General features: G+C 31.2%; 11 protein-coding genes. 4 read left to right on the top strand and 7 right to left on the bottom strand.

The genetic code is table 11. The features are described from left to right. Positions 1-71: 71 nt before the first annotated feature. From KLA_RS09440 to KLA_RS09450, 3 genes are all read right to left on the bottom strand, one after another. Positions 72-305 (bottom strand): hypothetical protein, encoded by a 234-nt coding sequence (locus KLA_RS09440; protein WP_034645353.1) that lies wholly within the window; start codon positions 303-305, stop codon positions 72-74. Positions 306-757: 452 nt separating this feature from the next. Next, the gene (locus tag KLA_RS09445; protein ID WP_034645355.1) at positions 758-2,095 is read right to left on the bottom strand and encodes a ferric reductase-like transmembrane domain-containing protein; all 1,338 of its coding nucleotides are present in this window, start codon (positions 2,093-2,095) and stop codon (positions 758-760) included. A gap of 144 nt (positions 2,096-2,239) precedes the next feature. Further along, complete coding sequence (locus tag KLA_RS09450; protein ID WP_013622798.1) at positions 2,240-2,992, bottom strand: nitroreductase family protein; 753 nt, start codon at positions 2,990-2,992, stop codon at positions 2,240-2,242. 294 nt (positions 2,993-3,286) lie between these two features. On the opposite strand from KLA_RS09450, the gene KLA_RS09455 reads away from it, so the two are divergent. Together KLA_RS09455 and KLA_RS09460 are read left to right on the top strand one after the other, a co-directional pair. Then, the gene (locus KLA_RS09455) at positions 3,287-4,342 is read left to right on the top strand and encodes a sensor histidine kinase (RefSeq protein ID WP_235183531.1); all 1,056 of its coding nucleotides are present in this window, start codon (positions 3,287-3,289) and stop codon (positions 4,340-4,342) included. Continuing rightward, positions 4,332-5,036, top strand: coding sequence for a LytR/AlgR family response regulator transcription factor (locus KLA_RS09460; RefSeq protein ID WP_034645358.1), 705 nt, complete (start codon positions 4,332-4,334; stop codon positions 5,034-5,036). The genes KLA_RS09455 and KLA_RS09460 overlap by 11 nt, the downstream gene beginning before the upstream one ends. 397 nt (positions 5,037-5,433) lie before the next feature. On the opposite strand, the gene KLA_RS09465 is transcribed toward KLA_RS09460, so the two are convergent. The 4 genes from KLA_RS09465 to KLA_RS09480 all read right to left on the bottom strand — a co-directional run bounded on the left by KLA_RS09465 (position 5,434) and on the right by KLA_RS09480 (position 10,388). Then, positions 5,434-6,681, bottom strand: coding sequence for an NAD(P)/FAD-dependent oxidoreductase (locus tag KLA_RS09465; protein WP_034645360.1), 1,248 nt, complete (start codon positions 6,679-6,681; stop codon positions 5,434-5,436). A gap of 1 nt (position 6,682) precedes the next feature. Then, positions 6,683-7,693 carry a 4-hydroxyproline epimerase gene (locus tag KLA_RS09470; RefSeq protein ID WP_034645362.1) on the bottom strand — a complete coding sequence of 337 codons (1,011 nt, stop codon included), beginning with the start codon at positions 7,691-7,693 and terminating at the stop codon, positions 6,683-6,685. A 3-nt stretch (positions 7,694-7,696) separates the two neighbouring features. Beyond that, on the bottom strand, positions 7,697-9,274 hold the full coding sequence (locus tag KLA_RS09475) for an aldehyde dehydrogenase (NADP(+)) (protein ID WP_034645364.1): 1,578 nt from the start codon (positions 9,272-9,274) through the stop codon (positions 7,697-7,699). A 157-nt stretch (positions 9,275-9,431) separates the two neighbouring features. Continuing rightward, the gene (locus tag KLA_RS09480) at positions 9,432-10,388 is read right to left on the bottom strand and encodes a dihydrodipicolinate synthase family protein (RefSeq protein WP_034645366.1); all 957 of its coding nucleotides are present in this window, start codon (positions 10,386-10,388) and stop codon (positions 9,432-9,434) included. Between the two features lie 146 nt (positions 10,389-10,534). On the opposite strand from KLA_RS09480, the gene KLA_RS09485 reads away from it, so the two are divergent. After that, the gene (locus KLA_RS09485) at positions 10,535-11,380 is read left to right on the top strand and encodes an AraC family transcriptional regulator (RefSeq protein ID WP_034645369.1); all 846 of its coding nucleotides are present in this window, start codon (positions 10,535-10,537) and stop codon (positions 11,378-11,380) included. 86 nt (positions 11,381-11,466) lie between these two features. Next, positions 11,467-12,258 carry a type IV toxin-antitoxin system AbiEi family antitoxin gene (locus KLA_RS09490; RefSeq protein WP_034645371.1) on the top strand — a complete coding sequence of 264 codons (792 nt, stop codon included), beginning with the start codon at positions 11,467-11,469 and terminating at the stop codon, positions 12,256-12,258. Positions 12,259-12,294: the final 36 nt, after the last annotated feature.

Genomic DNA, 12,294 nt, shown 5'->3' on the forward strand with positions numbered 1-12,294 from the left:
TTTAGTGTATCGCTATGTTAGGACGGGACATATTTTATAAAAGAAAAACCGAGTCTTTTGCTCGGTTTTTTTTATTGTTTTTGTAAAAACAATCTAATTTCTTTACGTAAGGATATTTCTGGCTTTGGCAAGGGTATTGTTTGTCCAAATTTTTTACTTCTAGTAAATTTAGAATAGGTTATTTTATGTTTTTTCCAAACCTCAGGATACAACTCTAAGAACTTATTAAAAAAACTCTGTTCGTTAATTTTACCTTCTATTTTAGCGAGTACTTCTTTAAATTTTTCTTCTTGTTGTATAATCATCTTGTTGTTGTTCAGTAGTAAATAAAACTAGTTGTAGTTTTTAATTAATCAAAGATTCAATTGTTTTCAATAAAAAAATGAGTTGCTATTATAAGTTGATACTAATGTTAGTTGTAACAACTTACAATAACCAAAAATAAGCTAATAAATCAGTTTTAGATTGTATAATAAATATTATTCATTCAATTAAAAAAATAATTTTTATAAGATTTTGTTATTCTTTTTTACTACTAAATAGCTATAATTTTATGGGTTGTTTTAAACTTTATTGAAACATTTAATTCCTATTTTGCATAAGTAAAGTTGGTAAGTAGATGAAAATAATATTATAAAACCACCTCATTATATAAGGCGGTTTTTTTAGAAGCATATAACTACAAGTTTGTTCGTCTTTATCTTTTTCTTTTTTGTTAATGATTAAACAAAATATCATTCGTTAGCCCTTCTAAACATTAGCGCATCTCAAATAATTCTTGATGAAATTTTGAATTAAAATCATTTTGTTTAAAGTCTTTCTTTATTGATTTTCCCATTTTTGAAGGACCACAAAACCAAACACTTGCAGATTTCCAGTTTAAAACAGAATTTCGAATATGTTCTCCAGATATTAGAGCTGATTTAGAGGTTTCAAATACATGTAAATTGATGTTGGCTTCTGCTGAGACTTGCTCTAACTTTTTCTTAAAATTAGCATCTAATTTCATAGCGGAGTAGAAAAAATCAATTTTTTGCTTATTATCCAGTTTTGCTAAACGCTCCATTCGGGCTAAAAATGGTGTGATACCTACACCTCCAGCTATCCAAATTTGACTTTCTTTTTTGTCGTTAAAAGTAAAATTGCCATAAGCACCTTCAAGCACTATCAAATCGCCTATTTTTAATTTATTAGACAAATTATTAGTGTATCTTCCAAGAGCCTTAATTGTAAAGCTAATATTTTTAGTTTTTGAATCCCAAGACGAACTAATTGTAAAAGGATGGTATGGCTCTTTTTTTTCAAATTTTAAAAACGCAAATTGGCCTTCGTTATGTCCTTTCCATGTATCGCTTTTTACTATTAATTCAAACATATTCATATCGGGATATGTGTTAATAGACTGAATAGTACCTTGAGACTTTTGTTTTTTTCCCACTTGCCCTAAAAGAACAATAAACGAAGAAACTGTTCCTACTAGCATCATAATTGCCATTGTTATACCAATGGGCTCCGTCCAATAATCAATATACATTAGTGCAAAAGCATGAAAAACTAAGGCTAAATATATTACTGCCATTGCAATGTGTGTTTTTGCAAAAAAACGATAAGGTATCTTTTTTAGTAAGGCCATAATTAGAAACAGAACCGTTAAATAAAAAGCATATTCACCTACTTGAAGCCCCAGAGATTCAATAGATTCCAGAAACTCTTCAAATGCGCCAGGTTCAGCTGAGGACACAGTGGCACCAGAGGTAGCATCTAAAATTATTAACCTATCTAAATACAACCACCATTCTGGCAATTTTGATACTAACCAGTGCAGAATAGAAAATGAGAATGCAAGAATACCAAGCCATTTATGCAGACGGTAAATTTTATCAAGTCCGCCTAAGTGTTTCTCAATCCATAAGGGACGCGTTGCCAATAGCATTGAAAAAGTCATAGCAGAAAAGGCAATAATTCCGGTATATTGATCCAAACTTTTAGTAAACAAGTTAGAATCAAACGGAATATACAGCAGTGTATTTGTCAAAAACCAAATTATTGTGATAAGCGTAATTGATATGGCGAGTGATAGTTTTATTTTATTCATACAAGTTTTCCAATTTGATTAGAACTCTCTGGTATTAGGATTATTTTTATTTTGGGAATTTACTTTTGGCAATGAAATTTTTATTAAAAAAAATGTAGAGGAAATTCATAAATAACCTCTACATCTAATAAAAAATACTTTTAATTAAAGTTCAAGAATTACATCTTCTTTTGCCAATCGTGCTTTAGGCAATTTACGGTTGTAATCTTTTCCATCGTTGTGATAACCAATTGCTAAAGCAAAAGTACATTCGTAATCATCTCCTAACTCTTTGGCAAATTCTTTCTTAATTTCATCCGCATCTACACCTTCCATTGGTGTAGAATCGATTTTTAAGCGTGCCAATGTGTGCAGTACGTTACCCAAAGCAATGTAAGATTGCGCTTTTGTCCAATGACTATTGTTTCCGTTTTCATCGGCTGTCATTTCAGCAAATTTAAATGCATTTGTTAGCATTTTGTCATACCCTTTTTGATTCATACGCCCAGCAGCCATACTAGCGTCTAATCGTTTTTTGAAATCCTCTTTGCTATAATGTACTTTATTCGCAAAAAGAATAATTTCTGAAGCACTGGTAGCGTGTGGTTGATTAAATTTATACTTCTCAAAAGTTTTTGCCAGACGCTGTTTTGCTTCATCACTCTTAATAACGATAAATTTCCATGGTTGTGAGTTTATAGAGGAAGGCGATAAGCGTAATACTTCTTCTATTGTTGCTAGATCTTCGGCTGAAACGCGTTTTGTTTTATCGTATGCTTTTGATGTATAGCGATTACTCAAATCTTCAATAATTTGAGTTCCAACAGCATTTTTTGTTGTTTCTTCTTTTTCTTTTGAAGTACAGGCTGCTAAAAGTCCTACACCAACTGTCAAGATTAAAATAGTTTTTTTCATCATTTATTTTTTTTAAATATTAATATTAGTTTTAAGATTACATTTTAAAAGAATGGTTAAACATTCTTGTGTATACCAACTACTAGTCCTTAACTTTGCTGCGCTGCAAGCCTAATTATAAAAGTGACAAGAGTTTTAAAGTGTTTAATAACACACAAAACACTTTGATTTTATGTTGCAAAAGTAGAAAGCAAGATTTGTTAATGTTGGAATTTTATGACCAACTAAAGTCATCAAATGACGAATTGAACTCGTCATATTTTTTAGCTTTTTCTTAATTAAAATTGGTTTTTTTGTATGAAAAAGTGGGTTATGAATAAATATGTAAGTAAAATAGTAGAAAACAAATGGTCGCAAGAGCTGTTTATTTTACTTATTTCGTTTGTGCTTTTTACCCTCAACGATTGGATATTGATTCATAATTGGCGAAGCTTACTTACAGGTTTTTGCTATTTTTTATTGCTTTACATTCACGCACAAATTAACCGCGCATTTTTATTACCTATTCTGTTAAAAAAGCAGCAACCTTTACTTTATATTTTAGCAAGTATAGGTTTATTAGGTGTTTTTACAATAATAACGTACCATTCTGTTACGCTTTGGATTTATAAAAACTGTTTTTTATATAAATCTATAGCACAAAAAAGCTATACGTACCAAGCAGGAACTTTAATGGTAAGTTTAATCTGTATTGTTTCTATTAGTTTAATATTCAAGTTTTATCGAAATAGTAAGCGAGAAGATAATAAAAAGCTGCTGAGTAAAAACGCACAATTATCCTCTTTAAAAGAGCAATTAAATCCGCATTTTTTATTCAATACCTTTAATACGTTGTACGGTATTAGTTTAAAATACCCAGAGCGTGTTCCAGATTTAATAATGCATACATCGCAATTAATGCGTTACCAGTTAGAATGTAGCGATACATCTACTGTGGTTTTAGAGCAAGAAATTGAGTTTTTAAAAAGCTACGTAGAGTTAGAAAAAGAACGTGTTGGTTACCGATGCGATATTAGTTTTACGAGTTCTATAGACCATCCAAATGCATATAAAATTGCACCAATGATGTTAATTGTGTTCGTAGAAAATGCATTTAAACACGGAACCGCATCAGCAGAAAAATGTTTCGTAAACATTACTATAGATGTAAAAGAGGGTCAATTATCATTTGTGGTGAAAAATAGTATTCCGAAAAAGAAACGAAAAATAGATTCTACTAAAATTGGACTTAAAAATACCTTAAAACGTTTGTCGTTAATTTATCATAACCATCATACCATAAAAATAACAGAAGAAGATGAGTTTTTGGTGAATTTACATATCAACCTAACAACAAAGCAGAATGACAACTAAAATTAAATGTATAATTGTTGATGATGAACCAGCAGCGCATTATGTGCTTTCGGACTACATTAACAAAAATCCTTTTTTGTCGTTAGAACATCAGCTGTATAATGGGTTAGAAGCTATGCAATATCTTACAAATAATCCTGTAGATTTAATGTTTTTAGATATTGATATGCCAGAAGTTACAGGTATGGAGTTGCTAAAAACACTACCTAATAAGCCAAAAACAATTTTAACCACGGCGTATAGCGAGTTTGCATTAGAAAGTTATGAATATGGAGTGATAGACTATTTATTAAAACCCATTTTTTATCCAAGGTTTTTAAAAGCAATAGCACATTTTGAGGATAAAAATGCTATTGAGAATAGTCCAGAACCAAAAGAAGAAGCAAAAGATATCTCTCTTAAAATAGGTAGCGATATGGTTACTATATTGTTAGATGATATTCTTTTTACACAAAGCTATGGAAACTACGTAAAAGTGTACACTATGAAGCGCACCTATGTAGCAACAATTACTACAACAGAACTTGAAAAGCAATTGCCTTCAAGTTTATTTGTTCGCTCTCATAAATCTTATATTGTAGCAATAAATAAAATAAAAACAATAGATAAAGATTGTTTGATAATACAGCAAAAATCTATTCCTATAGGTATTACCTATAAACGTGAAATTATGGAGATTATTAAGTGTAATTAATTACTTCCCAATACAGAAATTAGCAATCCTTTAAATACAGTGCCTTAGAGCTGTTAAGGTGTAAATAAGGTGTAATACTATGTTTTCTTATTGTTGTATAATATTTTTAATATTACGCTTTAAAATAATAATTGGATTAATGAATTCAATTGATTAAACTTATTATAATTTCTATTTTAAATAAAGTTTGTAGAAATTATTCATCCCTTTTCAGTCATATTCTTTATGGCATATTAACTTATTTAAAGAATTACTTTTTAAAACACACTTATTTCTCAATCATAAAAATGCCATAGCATCACAAAATTACTTTTAAATAAAGAATTAGTGCTAAAAAACTATTGTTCAAGCATCAATTGTTTTGTAATGAAATATTAGGAATTGAGTCGAGTCTCATTTAAAATCTTCTGTCGGGATTAAATGAACTTAAATCTAAAGTAGTCTTTTTTTCTGAAATTATTTCGGAAACTAACTTTCCTGTTGCTGGTCCTAAACTCCAACCCATCATCGCGTGTCCAGTTGCAATTGTTAAATTATTACATTTAGAAGATTTACCAATGTAAGGTAAACCATCTGGAGAGCAAGGTCTCAAGCCGCAGTCTGCAGACCGTTTTTCTGCTACAGAAATATTCAAATTAGTATAATAATTTTTTGCTGCATTGGCAATAGTCTGTACTCTCATTGGATTAATATTATGATTAATGCCAGCCATTTCCATTGTGCCAGCAAAACGTGTAAATCCTTGCATTGGAGTAACAGCTACTTTTGCTTCGCATAGTATTGCGGGAATTGTAATTCCTGTTTCTCTGTTTACATTAATTCTGTATCCTTTCCCTGCTTGTATTGGAATTTGTAAGCCTAGTTTTTTAGTCAATAATGGGCTCCAACTTCCAGCTGCTAAAACAACTTCATCAGCTTTTAATTTTTGTTTGTTTGTTATTATTTTTGAAACTGTTCGGTTTGTTACCTCAATATCTTTTACATCTTCATTAGCATAAAAAATAACTCCTTTTGTCTTTAAAAACTTTACCATTTCTGGCATAAAATCTGTTGGAGTCATATGTGCATCTGAATCAAAATAAATAGCACCTTTAATATTCAGGTTTGCATTTGGTTCTAGAACATCCACTTCTTTTTTAGTTAAATTTTTAACACCTAAACCTTCTTCAATTCCACGTTTACCGATCTTCCATTCTGCTTCACCAACTTTATCAGATTGATAGCACATTAATAAACCTTTACGTTCATAATGAAAATTAAAAGTGTTAGATTCTTTAATATCTTCATATAAATCTCTACTTAAAAGATTAATAGCTTTAATTACGGGAATTGCTTTTTCCACTTTAGAGGCAGTAGCAGATTTTTTAAACGCCCAAGTCCAATTTAAAAAATCAGCATTTAAACGGGGTTTTATATAAAAAGGACTAGTTGGATTAAACATCCACTTAATCCCTTTATTAATCATTCCTGGAGCTGCTAACGGAATAAAATGACTAGGTGTTATATAACCAGCATTAACATAAGATGCCCCGCTTGAGAAATTAGACTTATCGATTATTGATACTTGATGGCCTTCTTCTACAAGATAATAAGCTGTACTTAAACCTATTATTCCTCCACCAATGATTATTACGTTTTTATTCATATTAAATTACTTGGAAACCATGTGCATAAGGATCATCTTGATCATCAATAGTAATTGTATTGTATCCAAAAATTTTTGCCCAGCCCTGTATGCTTGGTATTATGGCTAGTTTACCATCTAAAACGGTTTCTTTTTCAACACGTCCTATAAATTTACTTCCAATAAAACTTTCGTGTATAAACGCTTCTCCGGCTTTTAATTTTCCTTTGGTATACAATTGTGCTAATCTAGCAGAGGTGCCAGTTCCACAGGGACTTCTATCTATAGCTTTGTCTCCATAAAATACAGCATTTCTTCCTGATGATGTTGGGTCTAAAGGATTACCTGTCCACAACATATGTGTTATATGTTTTATGGCTTCATTTTCTGGATGAACAAATTGATTAGGATATTTTTCGTTAATTCTGTCTCGTACTATTTGAGAAAATTGAATAACCTTTGACGCTGTAAAATTATGAATACCAGAGAAGTTTTTCTGAGGGTCTACTATGGCATAATAATTTCCACCATAAGCAACATCAAAAATAATCTCTCCTAATTCAGGACAATCTATTGTTAAATCTTGAGCGGCTAAATAACTTTTTACATTAGTAATTTTTACCCATTCTACCTTATTGTTTATTTGCTTGTATTCAATTTCTACTAAACCAGCAGGCGCTTCCATTTTAATTTTCCCTGGAATTTTAGGTTGTATTAAACCCTCTTCAATTGCAATTGTAATGGTACCAATTGTACCATGTCCACACATTGGTAAGCAACCTGACGTTTCAACAAATAAAATAGCAAAGTCATTTTCTGGATTATGTGGTGGATACAAGATGCTGCCACTCATCATATCATGCCCTCGAGGCTCAAACATTAACCCTTTTCTTACCCAATCGAATTCTTTTAAAAAATGAAGTCGTTTTTCGCTCATGGTATTTCCAATCAATTTTGGACCTCCACTTTTTATAACCCTAACAGGGTTTCCGCAAGTATGTGCATCTATACAAACAAACGTGTGCTTACTCATTTCTTAATTTTTTGATCTGATTCCATTTATAACTCTAAAAATATTGGAAGGATTATTGTTTTTTAATTCATTTGGCAACAAATCATTTGGCCAATCTTGATAACTAAACGGACGTACCCAACGCTTTATAGAACCTATTCCAACTGCTGTAAATCTGCTATCTGTAGACGCAGGATATGGACCTCCATGTACCATAGATTCGCAAACTTCTACGCCTGTTGGAACGCCATTAAAAATAATACGTCCCACTCTGTTTTGTAGCGCTGTAATTACTGCTGGATAGTTAGCAACTTCGTTAGAATCAGAAATTACAGTTCCTGTTAATTGCCCTTCTAAACTGGCAATAACGGTTTCTAGTTCTGATATGTTTTCACATTGGACAATCATAGAAAAAGGTCCAAAAACTTCTAAATGTAATGTCGAATTTTCTAAAAATGTTTTTCCATCAACAGAAACAATAGCTTGTGTTGCATAATTGTTTTGAACGTCGGATCTATAGTTTGCTGTTACTGTAACGTTATCTTGAGACACTACTTTTTCTTTATTTCTGACGTATCCTTTTTTAATATTTGGATGCAACATACACGACGGATTTATTTTAATAATTTCTTCTGATACGTTGTTTATAAAACTTGTTAAAGCGTCACTTTTAATACCTAATAATAATCCTGGATTTGTACAAAATTGACCCGTTCCTAAAGTAATAGAACTTGCATACGTTTTAGCAATTTCTGCTTGTCTATTTTCTAATGCTTTGGGTAAAATTATAACTGGATTTATACTTCCCATTTCAGCAAAAACAGGAATTGGTTCTGCTCTTTTTGAAGCTAATTCGAATAAGGCTCTTCCGCCCTTTATGCTTCCAGTAAAACCAACTGCTTTTACTTTTGGGTGTGCCACTAATTGTTGTCCAACTTCTATTCCACTAGAATTTAGATTAGAAAACACACCATTTGGCATTCCTGTTTTTTCAGCTGCTTTAATAATTGCAGATGCTACTAGTGCTCCTGTTCCAGAATGCATTGGATGGGATTTTACAATTACTGGGCAACCTGAAGCTAAAGCTGCTGCTGTGTCTCCACCGGCTGTAGAATAGGCTAAAGGAAAATTACTTGCGCCAAAAACGACTACTGGACCTAAAGGAATTAACATTTTTCTGATATCTGATCTTGGCATTGGCTCTCTATTAGGTTGTGCTGTATCTATTGTTGCCTCAACCCAAGACCCTTCTGCTACTAAATTTGCAAAGTTCTGTAATTGTCCAATTGTTCTTCCTCTTTCTCCTTTTGCTCTTCCTTCTGGTAGACCTGTTTCTGAGCAATATGTTTTGACCAATACATCGTCTAGTGCTAAAATTTCATTGGCAATTGCGTTTAAAAATGCTGCTTTTTTGATTCCAGGAACTGCTCTAAATTCTTTAAAAGCTGATGCTGCTAAATTTGCTGCATCATCAATTTCTTGAGCTGTTGCTTCTGTAAAAACAATAGCATTCTCTGTATTTAATTCCGGATTAAAGGTTTTGTATGTTTTGGTTCCGTTGGCAGATAATTGATTGCCAATAAAGTTTTTTCCTGATATCATCTATACTTATTTTTTAAATGTTTTTTCAATTTTATTGGTTTGTAGCTACTTCTTATTGATTCTAAAAATTTTTTCAATAATAGCTTGAGATTAAAAAGTTTTTTTTCAAAATCATAGCTAGAATAAAGAAGCTTTTTCTTTTAAATATTTGAAAGGCTTAACCTAGTAAGTCGAGAACTTCAAGTCTTTCTTTTGCAAGAATATATCTTGCACGGACATCATCAATTTGCTGTTGTGTTAATTTCTTACCAAAAGTACGTAGCCCCCCAGCAACATCATTATGATGAATTCCCATAGCAAGCTTAAGATATTCCATAAGCAGTGGCTGAGCATCCAGATACGATAATGAATTTAAAGCCTGAGAAATTTCGTATGCTTTAGTCCATTGTCCATTTGAAACATACTCCTGCATAGTTACACTTGCTTTTGGGAAGATAGTACCTACACCTGTAATGCCACCACTTGCTCCAGCAAGTCCGGCATATATAGTAACTGTGTCTACTCCAGCCAAAACTTTTAAATCTTTATTCTCTAACATCAAGGTTTCTATAATTGAAACATCTATAGTTGATATTTTAAGGGCTGTTACCATAGGAAGAACAGAAAGTCTTTTAAGAAGTTCTGTTGAGAGCGAATGGTAACCGGCTGCATCAGGATTGTTATAAGGCATAATTGTTACGCCTACATCTTTTGCAGTTGCTTCAGAAAGTGCATAGTACTCATACATTTCTTTTTCAGAAGGAACCGCTTTCGTTTTTGGAGGCATAACCATAACTGTATCAACTCCAACTGTAGCAAGTCCCTCAATAATTTTGGCAAGTTCTTCCTTAGTTTCTGCTGCTGCTCCGCTAATTAACGGGACGTTATATTTTTTAGCAACCTCAGAAAGGGATTTAAGTAAAGAAAGACGCTGGTTATTGCTCAGGTAACTATTCTCACCCAGGGTTCCAGAACCGACAACTCCACTCATTCTGCTTCCGCTTTTTCCTTGAACCTTTAAAATGTCTGCAGCCTGTTTTTGTGTTGCATCAAGGTCAATTTCAAGAGCTCCAGACTTTGACTCTTTCAACCAGGTAAACACAGCTGGCATAACGCCATTCCATTGTATACTCATAATTCTATTTTTAATGCTAGTAAAATTAAAGAGTTAACAAATTTTAAAATAAGATTAAATTATTCAATTTTGATACTATATTATCCTTAATGCTATATAATTTTGTAATATTGAATAATTTTAGATTAAAATTTAATTGTTTTTAAATGAAAGTTTTACCATTTAAAATTCCTAAACCAGATAATAACTCCTTAATTTATCAAGAAGATATTGAATTGGTGTTTTATGATAAATTGCACCAACATGATGAAATTCAAATAAGTTTTATCGAAAAAGGTAGTGGTTCTTTATTGGTTGGTGATCGTATTTCTAGCTATTCTGAAAATGATCTTTTTGTTATTGGAAGCAATTTACCTCATGCTTTTAAAAGTGATAAAAACGCAGTAATTCACTCTAAAATGTTGAGTCTGTTTTTTACAGCATCTTCTTTTGGAGATTCTTTTTTTGAATTGAATGAACTAGCTGAAATAAATCATTTCTTATCTAAAACTTTACAAGGTTTAGAGGTTAAAACACATAAAAACGATATTATAAAAAACTTTATAAAACTAAAAGATGCTTCTAAATTTGAACGTTTTATTTTATTTTTAGAAATACTAAAAAAAATTTCTAATGCAAAATCAGCTCCTCTTTCAACGTTTATTTACAATAAAAAATACACTGATATTGAAGGAAAAAGAATGCGTAATGTATTTGATTTCACATTTGAAAACGCGTATCAAAATATAACTTTGGATGATGTTGCAAACGTTGCTAATATGACAAAAAATGCCTTTTGTAAATATTTTAAAAAACGAACAAATAAAACGTTTATTAGTTTTTTAATTGAATTACGGATTGAAAATGCTTGTAAATTATTAATAGCTGACAAGGATTTATCTATTAATGAAATTGCTTTTAAATCCGGATTTAATAACATTTCTAACTTTAATAGACAATTTAAGATTATAAAACATATGACTCCCAATTCATTTAGGAAGACTAACCTTTAATGGAACCTATACTACATTAAATTTTTTTTAGTAAAAATACGAGATAAGTAGTATTTTTTACTACCTTTCTCGCAAAATTACTATAATTGCAGTTATCTGAATTTATAAAAGAACGGCTTTCATTAGAGAAATACTCTTTCTCTACAGAAGAACTTTATACCGCTATTGAAAAAGATAAAAAATATGTTAAATCTGATTTATCGTATTTAACGAAAAAAGGGGATATAATCCCTTTAAGAAAAGGTTTTTATTTAATTATTCCGCCAAGGTATTCAAAGCAAGCAAAATTACCGATTGAATTATATAGTGATAATTTATTTAAAAGTATAGACAGGCCTTATTACATAGGGTTGTATTCTGCAGCTAAATTCCATGGGGCAAGTCATCAGCAAATTCAACGTGACTATATCATTACATCCACACCAACTTTATTAGATATTGATAAAGGAGCTATTAATTTACGTTTTTTTACAATTTCAAAATGGCCAAGGAAAAATATAACCACTAAAAAATCAGATGCAGGGTATTTCAAAATATCTGACCCAGTTCTTACAGCAGTAGATTTAATTTACCATCAAACAAAACTTGGGGGCATTAATAGGATGTTGTCTGTATTAGAGGAGCTAATAGAAGAAATTCAAGTTTCTGATTTAAGAGATTTGCTTAAATGGTATCCACATAAAAGTGCTTTGCAAAGGTTTGGCTTTTTATTAGAAGAACTTCAAGCAGATGAAAAATTAACAAGCATTCTTTTTGAGTATATAGATTCTAATAAATTTTATCCTGTATTACTAAGCCCAAAATCAAACCAGAAACCTGGAGCAGTAGACAATAAATGGAAAGTTGATGTTAATATTAAACTAGAAAGTGATTTATGATACCAAGACCATATATAGCCAAATGGCAAGAACAAG

Source organism: Cellulophaga geojensis KL-A, assembly GCF_000568425.1.
Lineage (GTDB): Bacteria > Bacteroidota > Bacteroidia > Flavobacteriales > Flavobacteriaceae > Cellulophaga > Cellulophaga lytica.